Origin of the sequence: Curtobacterium sp. VKM Ac-2884 (genome assembly GCF_015350945.1) — a bacterium.
GTDB lineage: Bacteria > Actinomycetota > Actinomycetes > Actinomycetales > Microbacteriaceae > Curtobacterium.
Genome location: NZ_JADKSA010000004.1, coordinates 17,934 through 41,904 on the forward strand (window position 1 = coordinate 17,934; position 23,971 = coordinate 41,904).

The following is a 23,971-nucleotide window of genomic DNA, read 5'->3' on the forward strand; positions in this document are numbered from 1 at the left end:
ACCGGCTCAGAGGTGCTTCTCCATGCAGTAGCTCGTCGGGTCGTCGGTGTACGGCCCGAACCGCGGGATCTGGCGGTACCCGAGCTTCTCGTACAGGGCGATCGCCGCGACCTGTGGCAAGCCCGTCTCCAGTTGCATCGTCGAGATGCCCCCGGCCAGCGCATGCGCTTCGAGCGCCTGGAGCAGGGCTCGGCCGACCCCGAGTCCTCGAGCGTCGTCGGTGACGAACATCCGCTTGACCTCGCCGGATCCGTCGCGCCGATCAACCAGTGCCGCGGTGCCGACGGCCACGTCACCCTCGCGAGCGACGAACAGCGAGACCCCGTCGGCTTCCAGGGCGTCGACGTCGAGGCCGTAGTAGTTCTCGGCCGGGTACAGGGCGAGGGCGAAGGCATCTCCCTGGCGGAGCAGGCTGAGGACGTCGTCGCTGCGAGGGCTCTCGATCTGGATGGAAGGCACGGCCGATTGTACGAGTTCAGTCGGCCACTGGGCGTCGTCCCGCCGAGGACTGGAACCGCACCAGGTACCCGTCCGGGTCCTGCACGAGGAACTGGTCGACGCCCGCCTGCTCGCTCCCGACGGCGTACCACTTCGTCTCGGGCTGCATGAAGAGTTCGGTGCCGGCACGGATCAGGGTGGCGGCCAGCGCGCGGCTGTCGGGCACGGTGATCTGGAAGTTCACGCCTCGGCCGAGCGGGCGATCGAGCGCGCCGGTGATCCAGTTCCGACCGACCCCGGCCTGTTCGAGCATCAGGTGTGCACTGCCGAACGCGACGTACGCAAAGCGCTCCTCGGGCCGCGCGTACCGGATCTCGAAGCCGCACAGGCCGCACCAGAACGCGAGGCTCCGGTCCAGGTCGGCGACGAGGAGTTCGGGGACGAGTGCGGGCTGAGGTATCTCGGTCACGACCCCATCGTCGCATCGCGACGGAGCGCTGCGACGCCCGAACAGCCTGGTGCGAGGTTGTACGCACGGTGCGACCCTGATGCCTCGCACCATGCGGACAACCTCGCACCGAGCGGGCTCCCACCAACAGCGCGCTCACCAACCCGGCACGGCCACCCGCACCGCGCTGATCCGCCCCGCACGCGTCTGCGCCGTCGTCGCCGGGTCGTAGCTGTCCGCCGTCGCCAGGTAGAGCGTGCGGCCGTCCTCGCCGCCGAGCGCGCAGTCGATCGCGCACAGCCCCGGCGCATCGATCCGGTCCGTGACCTCGCCGCCCTCGAGGACCCGGAGGAATTCCCCCGTGTCGACGGAGCAGACCCAGACGGCGCCGTCGCGGTCGACCGTGCTGCCGTCCGGCGTGACGCCACCGGGCAGCGCTGCCCACTCGCGTCGGCCGGTCAGCGACCCGTCGGGCTCGATGTCGAACGCGGTGAGCCGGCCGCCCCACGTCTCGCTCACCACGAGGGTGCGCGTGCCGGGCAGGACGTTCGCGCTGTTCGGGAACACCAGGCCCTCGGCGGCGAGGCGGAACGAGCCGTCCGGCTCGATCACCCAGAGCGGGCCGGGGCGGAGCTCCTCGCCGCCGTACAGGTCGTAGCCGAAGGCCCCGATGTAGGTCCGGCCGGTCGTCTCGTCGACGACGAGGTCGTTCACGAGCGACGACTCCTCGCCAGACAGGTCGGCGAACACCGACGTCTGGCCACGATCGTCGACGGCGACGACCGTGCGGGACTCCATCGAGCTGACGATCAGTCGCCCGTCGGCGAGCCAGCCAAGCCCCGACGACTGGCCCTCGACCGTGGCCTCGAGACGCGGAGCCGCGGTCGAGGTCGGGTCCATCGAGAAGACCTCGCCGGTGTGCATGTCCGAGTACCAGAGCCGCCCGTCGTGCCAGCGGTTGCCCTCGGGGAAGCGGATGTCGGTGACGACGTCGGTCGCGGAGTCCAGAGTGATGTGCACCGATCCACCCTGCCAGCCGGACCCCCGCGCCACCCGGTGGTCTGGCACGATCGAGGCATGCCCCTCGACGGAACTCCCCTGGAACGGCTCGGCTTCCTGACGATCGGGTCGTTCGACCCCGCCCGGCCGTCTCAGGGCCACGAGGACACACTCCGGGTCATCGAGCGCGCGGAAGCGCTCGGCTTCGACAGCGCGTGGCTGCGCCACCGGCACCTGCAACACGGCATCTCCTCCCCCGTCGCGGTGATGGCCGCGGCGTCACAGCGGACCTCGCGGATCGAGCTTGGCACCGCCGTCACGCCGATCGGCGCCGAGAACCCCTTCCGGCTCGCCGAGGACCTCGGCACCGTCGACGTGCTGCTGGGCGGACGCCTGAACCCCGGCTTCTCGGTCGGCACCCCGATGAACTTCGACCTCTACAAGGACGCGATCTACCCCGACACCGCCGAGCACGAGGACCTCGGCAACGACCGACTCCTGCGCTTCCGTGCACTCGTGCGCGGAGACGCGGTGACCGGCACCGTCGAACGCCGAGGGATCGAGGAGTTCGCGAACACCGTCCAACCCCACAGCCCCGGCCTCGCCGACCGCATCTGGTACGGCACCGGCAGCACGAAGTCGGCGGTCTGGGCCGGCGAGAACGGCTTCCACCTGCTCACCTCGAGCGTCACGCGCAGCGAGGTCGGCACGGACTTCGCCACCAACCAGCGCGCGCAGATCGAGGCCTACCTCGACGTCCACCCCGATCCCAGCAACGCTCGGGTCTCCCAGGGCCTGGTCGTCATCCCGACCGACACGGCGACCCGCGAGCAGGAAGCGCGCTACCGCGCCTACGTCGAGAGCCGCTCGGGCCGCGTGGGCGTGCCCATGGGGCCCGCGGGGATGCTCTTCGCCGCCGACCTCGTGGGGACCTCGGCGGAGATCGCAGACCGGCTGCGCGCCGACGCCGGCTACCAGGCGGTGACCGAGGTCGCCTTCGCGCTGCCGTTCTCGTTCGAGCCGGACGACTACGCGCAGATCACCACGGACATCGCGGAGCACCTGGGTCCGCAACTCGGCTGGGCGCCGCGACCGGCGGCCTGAGAACGGCGCCAGACCGACGGACGGGCGTGGGCCCCGCCAGCCGGTACCGGCGCACCGCGCCAGCGGAGTGACGGCCGAGCCTGGAGGCACGGTGCCAGCTGCCACCGTGCCTCCAGTCCGCCGTTGACTCGTGCCGAGGGCGCGCGGTCAGGCACCAGATCAGTCCTGTCACAGACGAGCGGGGTGCCGACGCGGTCGGCGGACGAGCTCTACCAGAACTGAACGGGCCATCAACACGGCTGGAAAGCCGCCTGTCGGACCCCTGATCGGGGGGAGGTACTAGACCGATCTGACTGCCATGATCCGTTTCATGGGGAAACCAAATACGCGCTCGGTGCGCAGAACAATCCTGTCGGTCGTGGGTGGCGTGGCTGCTGTGGGGCTCGGTAGCACCCTGTTGGCCGTCGGAGCCCTGCCAGCGACACGGGCACAGGCCTCGAGCAGCAACGCCGCCTCGAGCGTCGGCTTCTACAATCCGTCAAACGCTTCCTGGCACCTGAACTACGATGCCGAGCCGACCGACGAGAGTGACGTCGCCTTCACTGCCGGGCAAGCGGGCTCGGGAACAGTCCCGGTGTCGGGAGACTGGGATGGGAACGGCGCGACTTCGGTCGGCTTCTACCGCTACAGCGACGCTTCGTGGCACCTGATGAACCAGCTCGGCGGAGCGGCGTCCGACATCACGTTCAGCTTCGGTCCCGTGGGGGACACCAGTGTCCAGCCCGTCGTCGGGGACTGGGATGGCGATGGCAAGGACACGGTCGGTTTCTACGTGCCGTCCAACGCGTCGTGGCACCTCGCGTCCTCGAACAGCCAGAGCGCCACGTCGACGGCATTCGTCTGGGGCACGCCCGCGAACTCGAACGTCCGCGCGGTTGCCGGCGACTGGAACGCGGACGGCAAGGACACGGTCGGCTGGTACCTCCAGTCGAACGCATCCTGGCACCTCGCCTCAGCGAACTCGCCGTCGGCGAGTTCGCTCGCCTTCACGAACGGACCGGTCGGCGACACCAGCGTCGAAGCCATCGCCGGTGACTGGGACGGCAACGGCGGAGATTCAGTCGGCTGGTACAAGCCGTCGAACGCCTCGTTCCACCTGACGAACACGAACGGCAACACCGGCACGTCCGACATCGCGTACTCGTTCGGACCGACCGGGAACAGTGCAATCGTGCCGGTGAGTGGCGACTGGGACGGGAAGGTCGCACCCCCGCCGCCCTCGACGGGGCTTCCGACGTCTCCGACGGCGCAGCAGGTCGTCGACTACGCCAGGTCGTACAAGGGGCAGACGGTCTACCAGGTGGACGAGACCACGGCCGCTCCGTGGCACGGCTACCGTGGCGACTGGTGTGCGTGGTTCGCGACCTGGGCGATGCGGAACGCGACCGGTGGCAAGGAGTACACCTGGGTCGCTGACATGCGGAAGCTCGGCACTGAGGTGAGCAGCCCGCGCGTCGGTGACGTCGTCATCTTCGGCAACGACCAGCACGTGGGCATCGTGTCCCAGAACGTGAACGGCATCTGGTACGTGGTCGACGGCAACGGCCTGAGCACGGGAACCAGCGGCGATTGGACGACCACGAAGGTCGCCGAGCGCCCGATCTGGAGCCAGGCGCACGACTTCATCCGCATCAACTACTGAGGAAGTACAAGACGGCCCGGAGGGAAGCACCTCCGGGCCGTCAGCGTGTTCGCGAGAGCGAACCCGAGACTGCGAGTCGCCGGAGAGTCAGGCTCTCGTGGACCCGGCGGGGCGTGGGTCCGAGCTCTGCGCGCGGGAAGACGTCAAGTCGTCCAGCATCGATCCGCGCCTCTCCAGCATCGAGGAGGGCGACGCGAACGTCGCACCGTTCAGCCAGTGGCCTGCTGGTCCGCCTCCACCGCATCCCGCAACCGGTCGAGCACGTCCGGCACCGCCGACCGCACCCGGCTCCAGCTCGGGATGAACGGCTTGTCGTCCGGGCGCGCGCTGAAGGCGCCGCCGGCGTCGAGGATCGCCTTGGTGAAGAGCTCGACCGCGGCTTCTTCGGCGTGCTGGTCGAAGCCGAGCCCGCTCATCTCCGCTTCGTGCCGGTAGACCTCGACGATGTCGAGGGCGTTCCGGTAGTACGTCGCCTTGAGCACCCGGAACGAGTCCGAGGTGAGCGGGACGCCCATCGTCGCGAGCTTCCGCAGCAGCGACTGCACGATGTCGTTCCCCATGCGGGCGAGTCCGCCGGTGCCGTCGGCCTCGGCGAGGGGCTGGTGCTTGTGGTCGTAGGCGTCGGCGATCTCCACCTGGCACACCTGCCGGGTCGCGTAGTCGCGGTACACCTCGGACAGCATGCCGATCTCGAGGCCCCAGTCCCCCGGGATCTTCAACCCGTTCAGCACGTGCGCGCGCATCGCGAACTCGCCGCACAGCGGGTACCGGAAGCTGCTGAGGTACTCGAGGTACTCGGACTCGCCGTAGACCTGGCGGAGCGACCGGAGCAGCGGGCCGACGAGCAGCCGTCCGACGCGGCCGTTGATCCGGCCGTCGGCGACGCGGGCGTAGTAGCCCTTCGAGAACTCGTAGTCGAACGCCGGGTTCGCGACCGGGTAGAACAGCCGCGCGAGCATGCCCCGCTCGTACGTGGTGATGTCGCAGTCGTGCAGGGCGATGCACTCCGCGCGCTCCGACGCGAGCGCGTAGCCCGTGCAGTACCAGACGTTCCGGCCCTTGCCGGGCTCGCCGGGAGCCAGCCCCTCACGCTCCAGCTCGGCGTCGAGTTCCCGCAGGCGCGGGCCGTCGTTCCACAGGATGCGGTGCCGCTGCGGCAGCCGCGAGAAGAACTCCCGCGCGTGCTCGAACTGCGCGCGGTCGGCCCGGTCCAGCCCGATCACGATCTCGCTGAGCCAGTCGGCCTCGGCCAGCTCGTCGACGATCCGCGACAGCGCCGGGCGTTCGAGCTCCGAGTACAGCGCCGGCAAGATCAGGCTCATCGGCCGCTTCTCGGCGAACCCGCGCAGGTCGTCCTCGATGCTCGCGGTGCTGCGGCGGCCGAGGTCGTGGAACGTCGTGATGACGCCGTTCTGGTGGAAGTCGCTCATCGATGGCTCCTGAGGTGCTGTTCGCGGTGCTGTTCGCGGTGGTGATCGCGGTGGTGATCGCGGTGGTGCTCGAGGCCTTCGCTCCAGCCGAGCGGGCCGGGCTGCATCGAGCGGTACACGCGCTCGGGTCGGTCGTCGACGAGCGGACCGGGTGCCGGGCCGTGGCCGCGGACGACGACCGCCAGGTCGACGGCGTCGAGCAGCGCCGTGTCGTTCGGGCCGTCGCCGAGCCCGATCGTGCGCGGAGCGTTGCCGGTGCGGCGTTCGTGGTCGGCGACGAGCAGGCGGACCGCGGTGCCCTTGTCGCGCCCGGCGGGCAGGACGTGCCAGAAGCGGCCGCCGCGCACGAGTTCGAGGCCGGCCGCGGCGAGCGCCGCGCGGAACGGGTCGGCGCGGTCGTCGTCCTCGGCGTGCTAGAGCAGGACCTCGGAGGCTTCGCGCTGCCGTGCGGCTCCGGCTGCTTCGAGGTCGAGTCCGGTCCAGGCGGCGACGACCTCGTCGGTCTCGCCGCTGAAGGTCGCGAAGTGCAGGTCCAGGTCCGATCGGGTGTGGTCGAGGGCCGTGCGGAGACGCGCGAGGTCGGCATCCGCGGGGCCCGCGCCAGCGCCGGTGGTCACCTTGCCGTCCGGTCCGACGACGATCGCGCCGTTCTCCGCGACGAACGCCTGGCCATCGAGACCGGTCCGCCGCTGCAGGGCGGTGATCTCGGCCCGGGTCTTGCTGCTGCAGAACACCACCGGCACGCCGTCGGCGCGTAGGCGCTCGAGCATCGGCAGGGCAGCGTCGAAGGAGTAGTCGTGATGGTCGAGGAACGTCCCGTCGAGGTCCGTGACGACCATCAGGTCCTGTGGTGGCATCGTGCTCCGCTCGCGGCTGGGTGGGCTGCGGGCGACGGTGCCCCGGACCACCCTGCCATGCGTGGGAGTCCGGTTGGTGAACAGGGGCAGCTCGGTTCCGTGGTGCGCACTGCGCGCCCGGTCGCTACAGTCGTGGTGGGGCGCCGGGGACCAGGCGCAAGGGGGAACACCGTGGGGGAAGTCCAGTACGACGACGCGGCAGCCGATCTGCTCGCGCAGGCAGCGTCCAACGCCGCCGAGACACTGCGCGGCCAGGGAGCCGGACGGCGCACCGCCGCCGAGAGCGCGCTCGACGGCTTCGACGGCGCCTACGCGAAGCGGTTCGAGGAATCGGCGCAGATCGAGGCGGACGACCGACCGAAGCTCGCCACCGTGCTCGACGACCTCAGCACGCAGGTGAACGCGACGACGGCCGCCGCCGCGGACGAACGGGCGCGACAGGACGCCCTCGCCGCGTGGCAGGTACGCCAGGACGAACGCGACCGGGCAGCCGCAGATGCTCCGACCGACCTCCTCCGACTCCCGGGCGTCCAGACCTTCGACTTCAAGCCCTCGGAGATCCCGATCGCGCCGCCGAGCATCTCCGCCGCGTTCTCCGCACGGACCCGGACCCGGACCGGCGGCGGCACGTCGGGCGGGAAGAGCTCGGCCGATCCCGAGCACCTCCGGTCCTTCACGAGCACCGCTCGCGCCTTCGACCGCTCGGCGGGGGCGGACCGGACGACCCTGCAGAACGCCTGGTCCGGCTTCACGAGCAGCTGCGGGTGGGCGACGATCGACAGCTCGACGTGCCTGCACGGCTTCGACCGCCTGCTCGAGGAGAACGGCGAGGACGCAGCCTGGGTGGACCGCATCGCGGACGCCTTCGAGCGCGCCGGCGGCGGCGGAGCGATCTCGAACGCGACGCTCGACGTGTCCGCCGCCGCGGAACTGCCGCCGACGTTCCAGGAGATGCTGAACCCGGACCTCTCCGCCGACCAGGTCGCCGCGCTCTGGGCAACGCTCGGCTACTCGAAGGCCGACGCGAACGACCTGCAGGCACTGCCGTTGCCGGTCCTCAGCGCGCTCGGCAACCTCGAGGGCGTCGACTACTGGGCACGGGACACCGCCAACCGGACCGTCCTCGATGCCCGCATCCGGGCCGCGAAGCAGGAAGTCGAAGACCTGGAGTCCACCATCCCCTACGACAACGGGGCGGGGTGGGCGCGTGCCTCGGAGAACCTCGAAGCGCTGCAGCAGATCGACACCGCCAGCCAGTTCGAGCAGGGCAGCAAGGCCGGCGAGCGGTTCATCCTCTCGTTGACCGACGACGTCCCGCCGCTGGCAGCGGTGTCCATCGGCGACCTCGACACCGCCGACAACGTCACCTGGGCCGTTCCCGGCATGGGCTCGGACACGACCGGCATGATCGGCTGGACCGACTCCGCCCAGCACGTGTACGACCAGCAGGCGGACACCGGGCCCGAGGACCGGGCGGTGATCTCCTGGATGGGCTACAAGACGCCACCGCAGCCCGTCATCTCCGGCAAGCTCGACTTCGGGGTCCTCGGCAGCGACTACGCCGAGGCCGGTGGGGACAACCTCGCTGCGTCCGTCCGCGGGTTGGACGCGGTCCGCAACGGGGATGCACCCACCACGAACATCGTCGCCCACTCGTACGGATCGACGACCTCGGCCTACGCCCTGACGCAGGACGACGTCCAGGTCGACACGTTCACGACCATCGGCTCCGCCGGACTCCCGAACTCGGTCGACGACGCCGGTGACCTCAACGCCGACCACGTCTACGCCGGCCAGGCGCGGGACGTGTGGGCGATCGACCCGGCGAAGGGCGACCAGTGGGCGTGGACCGGGCGCCTCAGCCCCGAACACGGACAGGACCCCACGGCACCCGACTTCGGCGCCACGGCCTTCGGCGCAGACGGGTCCGGCCCGCTCAACCCCGTCGAGGACCACGCGACCCACACCGAGGACGAACGCGGCTACCTCGACCCCAACACCGAGTCCCTCACCAACATCGGGTTCGCCACCACCGGGCACCCCGAGCTCATGACCGATCCCCAGCCGAAGGGGCTGACCGACTTCCAGAAGTCGCTCCTGGAGAACCCGCAGTGGACACTGTGAACGTGAACCAACGAATCCGTGGCACCGCCCGCACCAGCGTCGGCGTCGCCCTCATCCTGACGGCGGCACTGACCGTGGCCGGCTGCAGCAACACCCCCGGAGGCAAGACAGTGGACCCGTCCGAAGCGAAGAAGTCGATCGTCGACGCCGTCAAGGAGTCCACCGACGCGGTCGGCGGCGAGTGGACCGTGTACCGCGGCCCGGCTGCCGAGGTCTGCACCCAGTCGGGCGGTGGGGATGGCGCCCGTTTCGTGTACATCCTGGAGCGGAGCGACACCGACGGCACCGACCCCGCCGCCGACATCCGGACGGTCGAGGAGCTCTGGAAGTCGAAGGGGATCACGACGGAGCGGTTCGAGAGCGGCGGTTCGGACCCGCTCACCGGCATCCGGGGCGCGGACGGGCCGGTCACCTCCATCGGATTCAACGCGTACCCGCAGCGGTACAGCATCACCGGGGTCTCGAAGTGCTCGGACGGCGACGTGAAGGACCTGCGCAGCGCCGAGTGAGGCGGGCGACATGGTCCGCTTATCGCGCCGTGACACCCGCCCTGACGGGAGGCCCGGTGCCAGCTGGCACCGGGCCTCCCGTCCCGCTCGTGGGGATGTCTACCGAGACACGCCGTCCAGAGATCCGTCCTGGCACCCGTCTGCGCGCTCGATCGGCAAAGGATCACCGAGCAGTCGGCGGGTCCAGTCCGCAAGAGCCGCGGTCGCGGTCCTCGAGATCGCGGCATCGGGCATCATGCTCGTGAACCCGTGGAAGGCACCGGGCCAGACGTGGAGCTCCGCGTCGACCCCCGCTGCCCAGAGGCGGCTCGCGAAGGCGACGTCCTCGTCGCGGAAGACCTCGGCGCTGCCGCAGTCGATGTAGGTCTTCGGTAGCGCGGACAGGTCTGCCGCACGAGCCGGAGCGGCGTACTCGGAGACAACCGGCGTCGCACGGCGTGGTCCGAGGTACGCGTCCCACGCGAAGCGGTTCATCTGGCGGTCCGCGACGCCGACACCGTCGATCTGCCGGGTCGAGACGGTCTCGTCGCGGTCGTCGAGCATCGGTGACACGAGGATCTGCGCCATGAGGTCGGGACCCTGCCGGTCACGGGCGAGCAGGGCTGTCCCCACCGCGAGTCCGCCGCCGGCGCTCTGCCCCGCGACGACGATCCGTGCCGGGTCGATGCCGAGCTCGTCGGCGTGCTCTGCGACCCAGACGAGACCGGCGTAGCAGTCCTCCACCGGGTACGGATCGGGGTACTCGGGTGCGAGGCGGTAGTCGACGCTGACCAGGACCACGTCGTGGTCGAGCAGCCAGTCGTCGAACGAGTCGAGGTTCCCGAGGTGGTGGCCGAACATCATGCCCCCGCCGTGGATCGAGTAGACGGCTGCGGTCGCACCGGTCGCGCCGGTGCGCTCGGCGCGGTCGATGATCGCGAGGTCGATGGGGTCACCGCGGTGCCCCGGCACGGTGACGGTCCGCCGCTGGTACCCGCGGGACCGCAGGCGTTCGTCGACGAAGTCCTCGGGCACGTCGAGCTGCCGCATGCGGGGCAGCATCTCCGCGGTGAGGGTGAACGGACCGCGGGCCTCGAGCGCCGCCAGGAAGGTCGCGAGTTCGGGGTCGAACGGCGGGCGGGCGATGGGGTCGGACACGGGCGCACTCCTTCGATGAAGAAGTGGCGACTCCCGTGAGACGCGTGTGCGGTCCAGCCTGCCGGAGCAGCGCGGGATTTTTTCCCTCTGCCTCTGACAGTAGCGCATGCGACGCTGCGCCTCGCGCACAGGACAGTCCTTCCCCACCGCCCGCCCGACGCGTACAGTCCCCTGCACGGTACGGCTGGTGGACGGGGAACGCGATGCGACTGATCACGGGGACGACACTGGTCGTTGCGCTTGCCGCAGCCACGATGGTCGGCCTGGCGTCGCCAGCGGCCGCGGCCGGGTCGGGAACGATCGCCGTGCAGCTCGCAGCGCCGGACGGCACCGCGATCCGGCTGGCGGACGTCGAACTCGCGGCGATCGGCACCGACGCCGTCGTCGGGAACGCCACCACCGATGCCGACGGTACCGCGACGTTCACCGGCATCCCCGCCCCGGACACCGTCATGGTGACGACGCGGCAACTCCCGCCACACGGAGCGGAGACCTACGCACCCGGACTCCGCTCGGACATCGCCGTCCGCGGCGGTTCGACCGTCGCGGTCACCGTGCCGCTCGTGATCGGTGCCACCGTGCAGGGCGGTGTGGTCGGTCCGACGGGACCCGCCGCCGGGCGCCTGATGTACGCCTGGAACGAGGACACCTCGCAGGTGTTCCGGACGACCTCGGACAGCGCGGGCCAGTACCGGTTCGTCGGGTTGAGCACCGGGAAGTACCGCATCGAGGCGTACGCCAGCGGAACGGCGTCGCCCGCCGTGTGGAAGACCCGGGTGTACCAGCAGCGCGGGACCCTTCCTGCTTCGCAGGTGACGTTGTCGAGGCACTACGCACACAGTGACTACGACCTGGCCGTCTTCGCGGCTTCGGCGTCCCGCGCCCCGTCGGCGCATCTGAGCGGCGCGAGCGTCACGGTGACGAACGCGACGACCGGCACGACGTTCTCGACCAGGTTCTCGACGCTGCTCGACAGCGAACAGACGGCGCAGTTCCAGATCCCCTCGGGGCAGTACCTGGTGGAGCTCCGGACAGTGGCGACGACCACATCGCCGGCAGGTGTGCTGTGGCTCGGACGTCCGGGCGGCGTCTACCAGTACGTGGCCGACCGAGCGCAGGCTGTCCCGGTGAAGGTCGTGTTCGGAGGGTTCAACGGCTGGGGCGGCGCGGTGCCGGAGGCGGCGTCGCGCTGAGTACCGCGGCTTCGTTGCGCTGTCGTCCGTCCGTGATTACGCTCCAGATCCCCGATCACGCGTCCGCGACGCGGTCGTGATTGCAGACCTCGACAGAGCCTCCCTCTTCTGACATGTTAAGGACTGAACGTTTGCACTTCACCGTTCAGGAAGGGAGCATGCAATGAGCAAGATCGGTCAGCAGGCTCGTCGAGTTGCTGCAGGCTTCGCCGCAGTAGCCGTCGGCGGGACGGTGTTCCTCGGCGCGATCCCTGCGCATGCGCAGGGTGAGGGCGAGGGGGTCGTCGGCGGATGGTCGGAGAGCGCCGAGACCATCGACGGCGGAGGAACCGGGATGTCGGTGTTCGCGGTGAACCACCGTGGTGCAGCCGAGAAGAAGACGATCAGCGGGACGACACACAAGCGCTCGCACGGTTGGACGACCTGGGCAGGCGTGCAGCACTACACGCGAGCGCGGCTCGAGCACGGCAGCAGCATCATCGCTGACTCTGGCCGGAAGTGGGGCAAGTCCGGCACTGAAGCAGTGGCCGCGTGGAAGCCGTACCGGCCGAACCAGCCCGGCAGCGGTGTCGGCTCTGCGAAGACCTACTACGGCAAGTGACACATCGCAGTGGGTGCGAGCCAGTCGCTCGCACCCACTGCGGCGTGAGGAGAAGACGTGACGAAGCGACAGCTCACGGCGACAGCCGGCCTGCTCCTGCTGGCCATGCTCCTGACCGTGCTGATCGGGGTGTTCGACGCTCGTCGACGTGTCGTCGCCGTGGAAGGCAACGACCTCCGCGCTGGCCAGAGCGCGTGGGTGACCGCGACGCTCGACGAACTCCGGCGTGCCAGGAGCGCGTTCGAACCGGGAACGAAGGTGTTCGTGAACCTCGAGGATCAGGTCCGCGCCGTTGCGATCCTGTCCGGACGGTGGACAGACGTCCCACTGCACGACGGGCACGCACTGACCGGGCGCCCCGGCGAAGCCCTCGCTGGGGCTGACGTCGGGGTCCACGGTGACGACATCGCCGTCGGTGGCAAGCCGTACACCGTGGTGGGGCGACTTGGCGTGCGGGCCGACAGTCTCCTGTCCGATGACGTGGTCGTCGCCGATCCGTCGCAGTTCTCGGCGTCACCACAGCGGCTGCTCCTGGACGGCCCGAGCAGTGTCCGCCACTACAGCGCACAGTTCCCTGGCCGAAGCGTCGAGATCATCGACGACAGCACGAACCGCAGGACGAACGTCGACGCCGTGTCGCCGGTCCTGATCGCGCTCGGCACGCTCGTCGTCACGCTCATCGCCCTGATCGCTGGTCTGCAAGCCGGACGATGGGAACTCCGCACGGCCGCCGTCCGCTTCACCACGGGGGTTCGACCACTGACCACCCGTCGCAGCGCTACCGCCAGGGTTGGTGTGATCAGCACGGCCGCCTGCACAAGCGCACTGGTCGGTACGGCGGCTGCACGGCACACCACCAACCTCGACCTCGACGTCACCGCCGCAGTCGTGGCGGTCGGGACGATCACGCTCGCCGTCACGGTCGTTTCCTTCTGGCACGGAAGCCGACGATGGAACTGCTGAACGACCTCCGGTCCAACTGGACGATCATCGTCGCCAAGATCGTCCTGATCGTGCTGCTCGCACTCTGCTGGTACAACGTGGCATCGTTCACCCAGTCAACGTCGCAGGCCGTGGCCCAGGGCCTGTCCGCTGATGCCGATGCCGACCTCTACACGGTGATCGACGATCTTGCGCCGGAGGCATTCGAAGCGATCCGGCGAGACGAGCGCGCACTCGACGGCGTCGCCGCATTCGTCGACCGCATCGATGACGAGCCCGAATTCAGGTTCATCTCCTCGTACGACCAACCCGTCACTGTCCAGGACTTCCGTGGCGACGACCGCTTCGACGTCGGTTACGGCACGGAGTACACGCTCAACGGGAAGTATCAGGACGAGTCCGGACGGAGTGTTCAGGACATCAAGTCCATCCAGCTCAACGAGACCGCGTACGAGTTCGCGGGGCTCTCCGTGCAGGACGGCGCGCCGATCGAGTGGGATGCCGTCGACTGGGGTTCCGGTCGAATTCCGGTGCTGCTCGGCAACGAGTACCGCGGCGTGTACGAGCTCGGACAACACCTCACCGGAGCGGTCATCCTGCAGGCGCAGGAGCTCGAAGTCGTCGGTTTCCTCGAAGCGGACAGCGCCATGTACTTCCGCGGTGAGGCCAACCACTACCTCGATGACACGGTCATCGTCCCCTACCCACCGGTACTCACCGGACTCGACCGAGCAGCGCTCGACCGGCTGGATCCCGAGCTGTTCGGACGCCTGGTGTTCCAGGTACTGAACGCCGACCTCGCCGTCGATCGCAGCCTCGATTTCGGTGGAGTGGTCGCACGACTCGACGGGATCGGAGACGAGACCGGCTTCAGGTCGTACACGTTGCTCGGAGTACCGACCTACCTCGTGCAGCTCTCCCTCGTCCGCCAGCTCATCCAGGACAACCTGGTGCTCGTCACCGCGCTGCTCGTCGTCCTCACCGCGGGCGTGGGCCTCATCACGGTGTTCCTCAACCGACTCCTGCACCACCGTCGAGCGCCGGTCGCGCACGTGCACCATCTCCTCGGGAAGAGCCCGGACCACACGAGCCGACTGTTCCGCCCAAGCCGCCTCACCGAGTACATCGCCGCGTTCGGGCTGTTCCTCGCGACGAGCGCGGTGCTCCCCAACGACAGTGCGACGGCCCGATTCGGCGCCGGTACCGCCCTCCTGCTCTGGTGCGTGGCGGACGGGGCACTCGGCCGACGAGCCGTCCGCATCGAACTGACCACCGGACGCAGAAGAGGTGCCCCACGATGATCACACTGCGCGACGTCTCGAAGACGGTCACCGAGCCCGACGGATCGACCAGAACGCTGTTCGACCGACTGCACTTCGACCTTCGCGAAGACGATCGCTCCGTAGCCATCACGGGACGCAGCGGATCGGGCAAGAGCACGCTGCTCCGGGTCCTCGCCGGCCTCGACACCGACTTCGAGGGGACCTACGTCCATGATGGGCACATCCTTGAGCGCACCGCGTCCAGGATGGCGGCCTACCGGCTCCGACACATCGGCATCGTCACCCAGGACCACAGCCTGCTCGGCGACCGCAGCGTGCTCGACAACGTCCGGCTCGGAGTCCCTGCTCGTGCGGACTCGGCGGGCCGAGCGCGTGACGCCCTGGAGGCGGTCGGCATCAGTCACCTCGCCGGCAGGCGCCCACGACGACTGTCGGGAGGAGAAGCGCAGCGCGTCGCGATCGCCCGAGCCATCGCGAAGCGCCCAGCCGTCGTTCTCGCCGATGAGCCCACCGGCGCACTGGACGAGACGACCGAAGACGACGTGCTCGCCCTCTTCGACCAGCTGCAGCAAGCAGGAACCACGTTCGTGATCGTCACCCACAGTGAGCGCGTCGCACAGAGATGCGGACGTCGATTCCACCTGCAACATGAACAACTCATCGAGTGCAGTACTTGACGGAACCAGAAGCGAAAGGGAGGGAGGTGGGCCCCACCCGCCGGTGCCGGCGCACCGCGCCAGCGGGGTGACGGCCGTGCCGGGAGGTGGGCCCCACCCGCCGGTACCGGCGCACCGCGCCAGCGGGGTGACGGCCGTGCCGGGAGGTGGGCCCCACCCGCCGGTACCGGCGCACCGCGCCAGCGGGGTGACGGCCGTGCCGGGAGGGACGGTGCCAGCTGGCACCGGGCCTCCCGTCCGTCAGGGGTTGCGCTGCAGAGCCCCGATCACGCGTCCGCCGTGCGGTCGCGTGCGTCCTGACGGATCGCGGAACGCGAGCACCTGCGGCGGTCGACGCTCGTTGGTCCTCCGCAGCAGCTCAGCGTCACTAGGCTTCTCCGGATGTCTTCCAACCCGTTCGGCGAAGTCCCCGTCCTGCCGGTTGCCGTTCCCTTCGGTGTCGTCGTGTTCGTCGTCCAGCTGGCGCTCCTGCTCAGGGGACGGCGCTTCACGTGGCCGCGTGTTGCCGTCGCCGCCGCGATCGCCGTATACGCCGCGGGGATCCTCGCGAACACGGTCTTCCCAATCTTCCTTTACCCGACCTCGAGCGACGAGCCGTGGGCACCGGCGCTGGCGCTGATCCCGTTCCACGACTACGAGCTCGCGGACGCGCTCACCAACGTGGCGGTGTTCGTGCCACTGGGCGTCCTCCTGCAGCTCCTCATGCGGCGTCCGCGGTGGTGGAAGGCGCTGCTCACCTCCGCGGCCGTCAGCCTGACGATCGAGCTCCTGCAACTCGCCGCGCAGAAGCTGTTCTCCGGTGGTCACGTCGCTGACGTCAACGACTTCATCTGGAACACCCTCGGTGGAGTCATCGGCTACGCGATCATCGTGTTGCTGACACGTGTCCCGATCGTCGCCGCGCTCGTGAACCGGTTCCGCTGACGCTCGACCGCCGGGGCAGCACGCACCGCATGAACTGCGGAGCGCCGGGCACTCGCGGATCCACCCGGGGCAAGGTCTTGCCCCCGCCCGCAGAAGTGGATAGGGCAAACTTTCAATTCAGGGGCGGAAGGAGAAATCCAGTAGCCGATCCGCCTCCGGACGCCGTTCCGCCCACCAGGGGCAGCAGCGAGGCCGCTCGTCTACTGGTGTCGTCGACGTTCGCGTCGGCGGTGCAATGCGACAACCACCAGCGTCGCGATCGCTGTCGCGGCTGCCACAACGCAAACCTGCGTCAGTACCGGCCATGGGACCAAGTACGGCGCCACCAGAAACGCGGCGCCCGATGCGCCCGCCACGAGCACAGTCAGGATTACAACGGCCGCGACGACGCCGACCGTGCCGAGTGGACGTCGACGCAGGAACCAATCCGGTAGACCCGCCAACGCTCCAGCAGCGAGCCCGAACACGAATGTCGCCGCCGCCGCTCCTACGAGCACCGGGACCATGATCAGGATGAAGGACAACCCACTGGGCGAACGCTCGACAACGGAACCGACGACAACGCCTGCGATCGGGACGGCAACAACAGCTGCGGCTCCCACCCACGCCGTCGTCAACGGCAAGACGGACAGCAACGTCCGACGCCCGGGCGTCCCGCCGGACTCAGTCACCGCCAGGGAACCGGAATCCTCAGAGACCCAAGACATCCATTCACCCTAGGTCGTGCCCGGAGACCAGAGGCACAGACCACCGTGTCGTCTCGATCGCCTACAGCCGATCGCTCAGCGAGCGACTAGAGGGTGATGAACCCCGTCGCCCACGCGACGATCACGCCCACGCCGGCGAACACTGCCACAAGGGCTCCGCCGATGACCGTGAGCTGCTGGTCCTTGTTCATCCCCATGCACGGAGCATATGAGATCCGACCGCTGCAGCGGTCCCTGGCCGTCTCGATGGCCGATCGGCTAACGAGAAGACACTGAGTGCGGTCGTCGATAGCGTGGAGTGGTGACTTACGACCGGTACGAGCCCTATCGGACGAGCGCCGTCGACGTGGACGGAGATACCTCGATCTACTGTGAAGAGTCGGGCAATCCAGACGGCGTGGCTGCCCTCTGGCTTCATGGTGGGCCCGGAGGATCACTCGGCAGCGGCTGGTACCGCACTCACTTCGACCCGGCACGCTACCGACTGATTGGTATCGACCAACGCGGCACCGGCAAAAGCCGCTCAGCAGGCGAAGCGAGCGGTGGGATGGATCGACAGAACACTCAGCAACTCATCGACGACATCGAAACCGTCCGCCGACGCCTCGGCGTCGACACCTGGGTGGTCTCCGGGATCTCCTGGGGAACCACGCTCGCGTTGGCCTACGCACAACAGCACCCAAAACGGGTACGCGCACTCGCGCTCATGGCTGTCACAACCACCAGCCGCAGCGAGGTCGATTGGATCATGGAGGGCGTCGGTCGGTTGTTCCCGGCGGAATGGGACGAGTTCGACCGTGCGAGCCAGCGACGCTCCGGCGAACGGATCGTCGACGCGTATGCCCATCTCCTGACGTCCTCGGACGCATCAACCCGCGAAGCCGCAGCCGCGGCCTGGGACCGGTGGGAAAACGTCCACGTCTCCCTAGACCACCCGGAGCTCCGGAACGAAGGCCACATCGGTCCCGATCGCCGCGAGGAGTTCGCCCGGCTCGTGACGCACTACTGGAGCAACGACGCCTTCATGCCTGGCGACGACGCGATCTTGGCTCGGCTCGACCGCATTCAACACGTCCCCACCACCCTCGTGCACGGCCGAAAAGACATCAGCGGCCCGGCAGTGACACCCTGGCGGCTTCACCAGGGTCTTCCGCAGAGCGCACTCACCATCGCGGAGGATGAGGGGCACGGCGGACCCCAGCAAAGCGCCGAACTGGCACGAGCACTAGACCGAATCGCAGTGGGCGTCTGAGGGGAAGGGCGTTCCCCGTTAGCCGATCGCCTACCGGGTCCGCACGAAGTCCGGCGAGCAGCGCGATTAGACCGTGGGGTCGACCCTCGCCGGCGTCTAGGGTTCGTGTTGTGTCCGCGACTCCTGAGAAGCCGAAGGTCTGGGCGATTGCAAGCTTTTACGTCGGCGGTACGGCCGCGCTGATCTTCGGTGTCGCTCGATGGACGATGCAAAGTCCTGCGGAGCTAGCCGCGCTCTCGTCAGGTCGGGGGCTGGTTCTACCCGGATGGGCGTGGAACCTGTTGTTCGTGATGCTGGGGCTGGCGATGTGCGGCTTCGCGATCTGGGCGACGATCCGTCTCCGTCGTTTCCGGTGAAGCTGAGTTCACACTGCACCCGGATCGCCTCCGTACGGCAAGGGGCGGACAGCTCGGGACGAACCCTCCTTGCGCGTCCGATAGACGATCGGCTATCGGTCGCCCGACGGGGCTCCGGTAGCATCCCGGCGTGAGATCAATGAAGCCCTGGCCTCGGGCCTTTGCCTGGTTCGTTGCCATCGCTGCTGTGCTAATGCTTGCCCTGGGGCTTTTGAACTTGGTCATCAACACCGGGATGATCGGTTCTTGGCTGCCCCTGATCGTTCTCACGCCTTGGTCTCTGTACCTCGGCGTCTGGAGCCTCCGCAACCAGGACAAGCACTGAGTTAGCAGAAGACCAGGTGCGTGTCCGGAAGCCGATCGGTCGCCGAGACCTTCACCATCAACCCTTGGATTAGCCGAGGCAGACATGCAAGGAGCGAAGAGGACCAACGTCATTCGACGTTGGTCCTCTTCCTTCGTCGCGGACCTCGCTAGAACAGCGAGTTCAGCTCGCCGTAGTCGACGGCCGGCGTCAAGGACCCGTATGTGCCGGCAGTCAGCAGTTCCATAGCGGCCGATCGAGCAATCTCGTACGCGGCCTGCGCCATGCCCGAACCGACGCTCACGCGGGCCACTCCGAGTTCTGAGAGCTGCGCGGCAGTCAGGGAGCCGGGGCCGACCATCACGTTCAGCGGGCCGTCGATTGCCTCAGCCAGCGCTCTGATCGTGTCGGCGTCGCCAACTCCGGGTACGAAGACACCATCTGCTCCTGCTTCGAGGTACCGGTGTGCCCGATGGAGGGTCTCAGCGAACCGCTGCTCCGGCGAGACCAGGCCGGCGAGGTACACGTCCGTCCGCGCGTTGATGAACATCGGTACCCCGGCACGACCCGCTGCACGTCGAGCCGCGCCGATACGGTCCATGAGCTCAGCTGCGGGCAGTGCGCCGTCTTCGATGTTGATGCCGACTGCACCGGCTTCGAGAACTGCGTCGACCGTGTGTTCCACCCCGTCTGCGTCGTCGGCGTAGCCGGCCTCGATGTCAGCGGTGACCGGCACAGTCACCGCGCCAGCGATCCGAGAGACTGCCGCGACGGCCTCCTCGCGCCCGAGCGCGTTACCGTCCGCATGACCGAGCGACCATGCGACACCTGCGCTGGTGGTAGCGATGGCTGGCGCACCCGCAATCTCGACGAGTCGGGCGCTTGCTACGTCCCAGGCGTTGGCGAGAAGGAGCGGCTGTGCGAAGTCCTGGTGGAGCGTGTGGAAGGCGGCGGCCTGCGTGGTTCTGTTGTTCACCTGCTCAGTTCAGCCGAGCCGCGCTTCAGTTTCTGGCGGATATCGGACGACGCGGTCAGCGTTACAGCGGTTTCGATAGCCGGTCCCCCCGCGGTCTCCCGTACCTGACTCGAACCGGACGCAGCCTCGACCCGAGTCGTGTCTCACATAGATGGTCCGCTCATCGTCGCAGTGAGGGAGCCCTATGCGTACGACCCATGCCAGCCACCGAAACGACGAAGCCCACCGAGATCATCGGTGGGCTTCGTCGTGGTCTCTCACACGCTTCGGTGGGCTGTCTTAAGAACCGCTAGATCCTTGAGGTGGTGCGGCGGACGGAGGCGTCGGACGAGCCCGTATCCTCTGACGACCCCGGCCGTATCCTCTGGCACGGGCGGCGCACCCGAGAACGGTACTCTGACCGGGCATTTTGCGGAGCAGTGCGGGAGGTGCCAGACTGCCGCGACGTCGATGCCGACGTGCCGTAGGAGCCCCAGCCGCCGGCCGATGACTCCAGACAGCGTCCGCGCAGCCGACCAGCTCGCAGGCCAAGCGGTCCTCATTGAACCGACGTGCCACCTGCCCTCGGCGCTCAAGCCGCCCATTTGACTTAGTCCACCGTCTCAGCGAGCGATCGGACAGTCGCACGCGCTGACTAGACCAGCGAGTCGACTGAATCGACAGCAGTCCCATCTCATGAAGACCGGCTCAGGACCGGGCTACAAGCAGCGGCTGTACAGCTCCTCTCCCTTGAAGGCGGAGCGAGTACTGCCCGCAACAGCTGCACCGACTGGTGCTACCCCGAGGTCATCGCAAACGCATGCGTGCGGCTGCACGGCGAACGGCAGGCAGCAGAACTGCACCACGTCACGTACACGGCCGACACATGCCGAGGCTGGGTCGTCTCGACCGGCGATTGCCATGGGGATGCAGGCGGGCTCAGTGGATGGTGACGACGAGCTTGCCTGACCGGGTCCCGTCCTCCGTGTCGCGGTGGGCCTGCACGATCTCCTCGAGCTCGTACACCTTCGCGATCGGGACCTGCACGGTGCCGGCTGCGACGGTGTCGAGGAACGCCTGCAGCACCGATGCCGGCAGGTCGCTCGCTTCGCCGGAGTACGCGGTGAGGCGCACCCCGTTGGGGATCACCGCCATCGGGTAGAAGTCGGGGATGGTCCAGACATCGGAAAGCATCCCGCTGAACGACACGGTGCCGTGGACGGCTGTCGCCCGGAGCGTGTCGGGCAGCGTGCCGGTGCCGATCAACTCGACCGCTCCGTTGACGCCGTCCGGCACGATTCGACGGACCGTGTCGGCGATCCTGCCCGAGTCCACCACGACGTGGTCCGCACCAGTGGCGTGGAGTCGCTCAGTGCGGTCCGGGTTGCGAGTGGTGGCGATGACGGTCATGCCCTGCTGCTTCGCCAGCACGATGCACGCCAGGCCGATCGACGACGTGCCACCGCGGATCAGGATCGTGTCGCCCCGGCGGGCACCGACGCCCACGGTGAGCGACCCGTGTGCGGTCTGCAGCATCTCGGGGACGGCGCCGAGCACGGACCAGTCGAGGCTGCTCCGGAACGGCACGACGCTGCTGGCCGGAACGACGGTGTACTCGGCGTAGCCCCCGTCGAAGTCGCGACCCATCCCGCCCATCAGTCCGGCTACTTGGGTACCGGCGGGAAACTCTCCACCTGGGGCTGCCTCCACGATCCCGACGGCTTCGATCCCGGGCACCCGTGGGAAGGTCCCGAAATGGCCCATGCCGCGGCGGAAGTGCAGCTCGGACCGGTTGAGTCCGAACGCTTCCACACGGATCAGCACCTGGCCCGGGCCTGGGATCGGGACCGGCAGCTCACGGAGGTGCAACACGTCGGGGCCACCGGGTGCGTCGATCACGACGGCCCGCATGGTCGCCGTCATCGCCTTGCCTCCAACGTAGACTGCAGGCGCTCGAGTGCCGCGATGCAGTCTGCGATCGCCGCGGCATCGGCATCCGAGAGCACAGCGTCCAGCGCTTGGTCGAACCGCTCGTCCGCGAGGGCGAAGGCGTCTCTCCCCTGGGGTGAGAGCACACTGCGGACACTGCGCCGATCGTTCGGGTCCGTCGAACGCTCGAGGAAACCATCCGCGGCGAGCCGATCGAGCAAGCGACTGGCTGCAGCGATCGACGTCCCGACGCCGGTCGCGACGTCCTGCACCCGGGCGCCCGATGGGGCTGCCTGGACGATCCGCAACACCTCCAGTCGGGCCAGGCTCAGCACGCCCTCGACCCGCATCCGCTTCTCGACCGCGTTCCACACGTCGGTCTCGTGCCACACCAGCGCGGCGAAGTACTCCCGCAGACGCGCCGCTCGCCCAGTCCGGTCATCCGGGGCGTCGGTTCCATGGAGGGGTGCAAGGTTCGTGCTCATGCTTCGACTCTACGGCATCTACTTGCTATGTAAAGTAGTTGCCCGTGACCACAGACACACGCCTCTCCTTCCTGCGATTCGTCGACTTCATCAACAGCGCCGACCCGTCCATCGGCGAGACGGTCATCGCACCGGAAGCGGCGTTCTTGACGCCGTTCTCGCCCGAGCCGCTGCGCGGGCTGGCGGGGTACCTGCAGATCCTGACGATCATGCGGAGCGCGTTCTCTGACATCCAGTGGGGCATCGACCGGATCGTCGTCGAGGGCGACACAGTCGCAGCACGTTTCGAACTCCGCGGCACGCACGACGGCGAGTTCCTCGGTGCCCCCGCTACGGGGAGGACGGTGGTCGCGAACGCGAGCAACTTCTACCGTTTCGACGAGGGACTGATCGTCGACGAGGTCGGCCAGCCGGACGTGCTCAGCATCCTCGGGCAGATCGGGGCGCTCCCGCCAACACTCGGCTGAACGGTCAGGCTGGCGCACCCTGGTGGCTCACGGACTGCTTCGACCCTCACTCGCTCCCCGGAATGCTGTCGGCGGCCAAGCGGGGGAAGAGCTGCTCGGCGGCTGTTCGGTGCACCTCGCCCAGTCGTTCTGCGCCGGGGCCGTTGTAGGTGTCCAGGTCGTGGTCGAAGCGGGCACTCCAATCGGGGTGCGCGTAGGGGAAGTCGCTGCCGTAGAGGACATGGCCGGGCTCCGCGAAGGCCAGCAGTGACGGCAGCGAGGTGGGGGATGCGGACAGTGCGGTGTCGAAGTAGAACTTCCGGAGGCCCGCTTGGATGCTCTCCGGCGTGGTGTCGGGGTTGAACATCGCGGCGGCGCTGAATCGACTGGCTGCGTAGGGCAGGAACCCGCCGGCGTGGGAGAGGATGACGCGGAGGTTCGGGTACCGGTCGAACACGCCGTGCGCGACGAGGTCCACGGCGGTGCGGGTGGTGTCGAACGGGAAGTCCAGCAATGCAGTCGGCATCCCTGGCAGCTGGGTGATCGGTGGTGCGGTGGGGTGCACGAAGACCACGGCCGAGCGCGCGGCGAGTTCTAACCAGAGCGGCTCGTACGCCGGGTCGCCGAGGTACCGTCCGTGCGCGTTCGACAGCAGGAGCACCCCGTCGGCGTGGAGTTCGTCGAGTGCTCGCACAGCCTCGGCGACGGCACCATCGAAGTCCGGCAGCGGCAGCACCGCGAAGTGCCCGAACCGGTTCGGCGCCTCACGGACCAGCTCGGCCTGGTAGTCGTTCAGTTCGCGGGCGAGTTCCCGCGCCGCGGCGTCGTCACCGAAGTGCACGCCGGGTGCGCTGATCGAGAGCATTCCGGTCTCGATCCCCGCCTCGTCCATCATCTCGATCGCCGCTCGGGGGCTCCACTCCGGCATCAGCCAGCCGCCGATGGCCCGAGGCCCTCGTCGCGGCGTTGTCCCGCCGCTTCCACCCCACGGGTCCCACTGCGCGGACCCTCCCGTCGCAGCCGGCGCATCCCCCTGGGCGCCGGCCCCCATGGCTTGCGATCCTGCCGCTGCCAGCGCCTCGAAGTAGCGGGGCGGGAGCAGGTGCTGGTGGACATCGATCTTTCCTGGCATGGAGCGGTCCTCCGATCGTCCTCAGCAATGAGGGCTGGTTGTGTGCAGAAGTGGTTGTCGTGATGGTTCCCGCCGGTCGAACCGGGAGTGGTTCGAC

26 protein-coding genes are annotated in these 23,971 nt (G+C 68.5%); 14 read left to right on the forward strand and 12 right to left on the reverse strand.

The features are described 5' to 3' along the window. Positions 1–6: 6 nt before the first annotated feature. From ITJ60_RS11615 to ITJ60_RS11625, 3 genes are all read right to left on the reverse strand, one after another. Complete coding sequence (locus ITJ60_RS11615; protein WP_194648039.1) at positions 7–459, reverse strand: GNAT family N-acetyltransferase; 453 nt, start codon at positions 457–459, stop codon at positions 7–9. A 16-nt stretch (positions 460–475) separates the two neighbouring features. Next, positions 476–907 (reverse strand): bleomycin resistance protein, encoded by a 432-nt coding sequence (locus ITJ60_RS11620; RefSeq protein ID WP_228510169.1) that lies wholly within the window; start codon positions 905–907, stop codon positions 476–478. A 135-nt stretch (positions 908–1,042) separates the two neighbouring features. Beyond that, complete coding sequence (locus tag ITJ60_RS11625) at positions 1,043–1,906, reverse strand: SMP-30/gluconolactonase/LRE family protein (RefSeq protein ID WP_194648040.1); 864 nt, start codon at positions 1,904–1,906, stop codon at positions 1,043–1,045. 57 nt (positions 1,907–1,963) lie between these two features. Between ITJ60_RS11625 and ITJ60_RS11630 the strand changes: the two genes are divergently transcribed. Continuing rightward, positions 1,964–2,989, forward strand: a complete 1,026-nt coding sequence (locus tag ITJ60_RS11630; RefSeq protein ID WP_194648041.1) for an LLM class flavin-dependent oxidoreductase — start codon at positions 1,964–1,966, stop codon at positions 2,987–2,989. A gap of 574 nt (positions 2,990–3,563) precedes the next feature. Then, positions 3,564–4,631, forward strand: coding sequence for a CHAP domain-containing protein (locus tag ITJ60_RS11635; RefSeq protein WP_194648042.1), 1,068 nt, complete (start codon positions 3,564–3,566; stop codon positions 4,629–4,631). Between the two features lie 209 nt (positions 4,632–4,840). On the opposite strand, the gene ITJ60_RS11640 is transcribed toward ITJ60_RS11635, so the two are convergent. The 3 genes from ITJ60_RS11640 to ITJ60_RS18895 form a co-directional block, all read right to left on the reverse strand. Next, positions 4,841–6,061 (reverse strand): glycosyl transferase, encoded by a 1,221-nt coding sequence (locus tag ITJ60_RS11640; protein ID WP_194648043.1) that lies wholly within the window; start codon positions 6,059–6,061, stop codon positions 4,841–4,843. Next, complete coding sequence (locus ITJ60_RS18890; RefSeq protein ID WP_323749163.1) at positions 6,058–6,408, reverse strand: HAD family hydrolase; 351 nt, start codon at positions 6,406–6,408, stop codon at positions 6,058–6,060. Before ITJ60_RS18890 ends, ITJ60_RS11640 begins: the two co-directional genes overlap by 4 nt. A 66-nt stretch (positions 6,409–6,474) precedes the next feature. After that, a complete protein-coding gene (locus ITJ60_RS18895) occupies positions 6,475–6,918 on the reverse strand; it encodes an HAD-IIB family hydrolase (protein WP_228510171.1) in 444 nt (147 codons plus the stop codon). A 171-nt stretch (positions 6,919–7,089) separates the two neighbouring features. Here ITJ60_RS18895 and ITJ60_RS19325 point away from each other — a divergent pair, with 171 nt between their 5' ends. Continuing rightward, a complete protein-coding gene (locus ITJ60_RS19325) occupies positions 7,090–9,042 on the forward strand; it encodes an alpha/beta hydrolase (RefSeq protein ID WP_194648044.1) in 1,953 nt (650 codons plus the stop codon). Between the two features lie 2 nt (positions 9,043–9,044). Next, a complete protein-coding gene (locus ITJ60_RS11655) occupies positions 9,045–9,551 on the forward strand; it encodes a hypothetical protein (RefSeq protein ID WP_194648045.1) in 507 nt (168 codons plus the stop codon). Between the two features lie 99 nt (positions 9,552–9,650). Here the strand turns inward: ITJ60_RS11655 and ITJ60_RS11660 are convergent, their stop codons facing one another. Further along, positions 9,651–10,688 (reverse strand): alpha/beta hydrolase, encoded by a 1,038-nt coding sequence (locus tag ITJ60_RS11660; RefSeq protein ID WP_194648046.1) that lies wholly within the window; start codon positions 10,686–10,688, stop codon positions 9,651–9,653. A gap of 203 nt (positions 10,689–10,891) precedes the next feature. Here ITJ60_RS11660 and ITJ60_RS11665 point away from each other — a divergent pair, with 203 nt between their 5' ends. The 6 genes from ITJ60_RS11665 to ITJ60_RS11690 all read left to right on the forward strand — a co-directional run bounded on the left by ITJ60_RS11665 (position 10,892) and on the right by ITJ60_RS11690 (position 16,308). Next, positions 10,892–11,881 (forward strand): carboxypeptidase-like regulatory domain-containing protein, encoded by a 990-nt coding sequence (locus ITJ60_RS11665; protein ID WP_194648047.1) that lies wholly within the window; start codon positions 10,892–10,894, stop codon positions 11,879–11,881. 163 nt (positions 11,882–12,044) lie between these two features. Then, the gene (locus ITJ60_RS11670) at positions 12,045–12,482 is read left to right on the forward strand and encodes a hypothetical protein (RefSeq protein WP_228510172.1); all 438 of its coding nucleotides are present in this window, start codon (positions 12,045–12,047) and stop codon (positions 12,480–12,482) included. A 57-nt stretch (positions 12,483–12,539) separates the two neighbouring features. Continuing rightward, entirely contained in the window at positions 12,540–13,445 is a 906-nt protein-coding gene (locus ITJ60_RS11675) for a hypothetical protein (protein ID WP_194648048.1), read from the forward strand. Further along, on the forward strand, positions 13,433–14,725 hold the full coding sequence (locus tag ITJ60_RS11680) for a hypothetical protein (RefSeq protein WP_194648049.1): 1,293 nt from the start codon (positions 13,433–13,435) through the stop codon (positions 14,723–14,725). The genes ITJ60_RS11675 and ITJ60_RS11680 overlap by 13 nt, the downstream gene beginning before the upstream one ends. Then, positions 14,722–15,384 (forward strand): ABC transporter ATP-binding protein, encoded by a 663-nt coding sequence (locus tag ITJ60_RS11685; protein WP_132100923.1) that lies wholly within the window; start codon positions 14,722–14,724, stop codon positions 15,382–15,384. Before ITJ60_RS11680 ends, ITJ60_RS11685 begins: the two co-directional genes overlap by 4 nt. Positions 15,385–15,765: 381 nt before the next feature. After that, positions 15,766–16,308 (forward strand): VanZ family protein, encoded by a 543-nt coding sequence (locus tag ITJ60_RS11690; protein WP_131881810.1) that lies wholly within the window; start codon positions 15,766–15,768, stop codon positions 16,306–16,308. A gap of 200 nt (positions 16,309–16,508) precedes the next feature. Here the strand turns inward: ITJ60_RS11690 and ITJ60_RS11695 are convergent, their stop codons facing one another. After that, complete coding sequence (locus ITJ60_RS11695; protein ID WP_131881812.1) at positions 16,509–17,015, reverse strand: hypothetical protein; 507 nt, start codon at positions 17,013–17,015, stop codon at positions 16,509–16,511. Between the two features lie 301 nt (positions 17,016–17,316). Here ITJ60_RS11695 and ITJ60_RS11700 point away from each other — a divergent pair, with 301 nt between their 5' ends. The 3 genes from ITJ60_RS11700 (at position 17,317) to ITJ60_RS11710 (ending at position 18,948) form a co-directional block, all read left to right on the forward strand. Then, positions 17,317–18,267 (forward strand): alpha/beta fold hydrolase, encoded by a 951-nt coding sequence (locus tag ITJ60_RS11700; protein WP_323749164.1) that lies wholly within the window; start codon positions 17,317–17,319, stop codon positions 18,265–18,267. Positions 18,268–18,377: 110 nt separating this feature from the next. Further along, the gene (locus ITJ60_RS11705; protein ID WP_194648051.1) at positions 18,378–18,623 is read left to right on the forward strand and encodes a hypothetical protein; all 246 of its coding nucleotides are present in this window, start codon (positions 18,378–18,380) and stop codon (positions 18,621–18,623) included. A gap of 130 nt (positions 18,624–18,753) precedes the next feature. Next, a complete protein-coding gene (locus ITJ60_RS11710; protein WP_194648052.1) occupies positions 18,754–18,948 on the forward strand; it encodes a hypothetical protein in 195 nt (64 codons plus the stop codon). A gap of 148 nt (positions 18,949–19,096) precedes the next feature. Here the strand turns inward: ITJ60_RS11710 and ITJ60_RS11715 are convergent, their stop codons facing one another. From ITJ60_RS11715 to ITJ60_RS11725, 3 genes are all read right to left on the reverse strand, one after another. Next, positions 19,097–19,903, reverse strand: coding sequence for an isocitrate lyase/PEP mutase family protein (locus ITJ60_RS11715; RefSeq protein WP_194648053.1), 807 nt, complete (start codon positions 19,901–19,903; stop codon positions 19,097–19,099). 918 nt (positions 19,904–20,821) lie between these two features. Further along, entirely contained in the window at positions 20,822–21,805 is a 984-nt protein-coding gene (locus tag ITJ60_RS11720) for a zinc-binding alcohol dehydrogenase family protein (protein ID WP_194648054.1), read from the reverse strand. Further along, a complete protein-coding gene (locus ITJ60_RS11725) occupies positions 21,802–22,185 on the reverse strand; it encodes a MarR family transcriptional regulator (protein ID WP_323749165.1) in 384 nt (127 codons plus the stop codon). Before ITJ60_RS11725 ends, ITJ60_RS11720 begins: the two co-directional genes overlap by 4 nt. Positions 22,186–22,340: 155 nt before the next feature. Here ITJ60_RS11725 and ITJ60_RS11730 point away from each other — a divergent pair, with 155 nt between their 5' ends. Then, positions 22,341–22,763 carry an ester cyclase gene (locus ITJ60_RS11730; protein ID WP_194648056.1) on the forward strand — a complete coding sequence of 141 codons (423 nt, stop codon included), beginning with the start codon at positions 22,341–22,343 and terminating at the stop codon, positions 22,761–22,763. Positions 22,764–22,809: 46 nt separating this feature from the next. On the opposite strand, the gene ITJ60_RS11735 is transcribed toward ITJ60_RS11730, so the two are convergent. Next, complete coding sequence (locus tag ITJ60_RS11735; RefSeq protein ID WP_194648057.1) at positions 22,810–23,874, reverse strand: amidohydrolase family protein; 1,065 nt, start codon at positions 23,872–23,874, stop codon at positions 22,810–22,812. Positions 23,875–23,971 lie beyond the last annotated feature (97 nt).

Excerpts from the sequence above, each read along its gene's own strand:
- ITJ60_RS11720 (WP_194648054.1), bottom strand. The coding sequence starts at position 21,805 with ATGACGGCGACCATGCGGGCCGTCGTGATCGACGCACCCGGTGGCCCC.
- ITJ60_RS11735 (WP_194648057.1), bottom strand. The coding sequence starts at position 23,874 with ATGCCAGGAAAGATCGATGTCCACCAGCACCTGCTCCCGCCCCGCTAC.
- ITJ60_RS11695 (WP_131881812.1), bottom strand. The coding sequence starts at position 17,015 with ATGTCTTGGGTCTCTGAGGATTCCGGTTCCCTGGCGGTGACTGAGTCC.
- ITJ60_RS11685 (WP_132100923.1), top strand. The coding sequence starts at position 14,722 with ATGATCACACTGCGCGACGTCTCGAAGACGGTCACCGAGCCCGACGGA.
- ITJ60_RS11640 (WP_194648043.1), bottom strand. The coding sequence starts at position 6,061 with ATGAGCGACTTCCACCAGAACGGCGTCATCACGACGTTCCACGACCTC.
- ITJ60_RS11680 (WP_194648049.1), top strand. The coding sequence starts at position 13,433 with ATGGAACTGCTGAACGACCTCCGGTCCAACTGGACGATCATCGTCGCC.
- ITJ60_RS18895 (WP_228510171.1), bottom strand. The coding sequence starts at position 6,918 with ATGCCACCACAGGACCTGATGGTCGTCACGGACCTCGACGGGACGTTC.
- ITJ60_RS11690 (WP_131881810.1), top strand. The coding sequence starts at position 15,766 with ATGTCTTCCAACCCGTTCGGCGAAGTCCCCGTCCTGCCGGTTGCCGTT.
- ITJ60_RS11630 (WP_194648041.1), top strand. The coding sequence starts at position 1,964 with ATGCCCCTCGACGGAACTCCCCTGGAACGGCTCGGCTTCCTGACGATC.
- ITJ60_RS11670 (WP_228510172.1), top strand. The coding sequence starts at position 12,045 with ATGAGCAAGATCGGTCAGCAGGCTCGTCGAGTTGCTGCAGGCTTCGCC.
- ITJ60_RS11665 (WP_194648047.1), top strand. The coding sequence starts at position 10,892 with ATGCGACTGATCACGGGGACGACACTGGTCGTTGCGCTTGCCGCAGCC.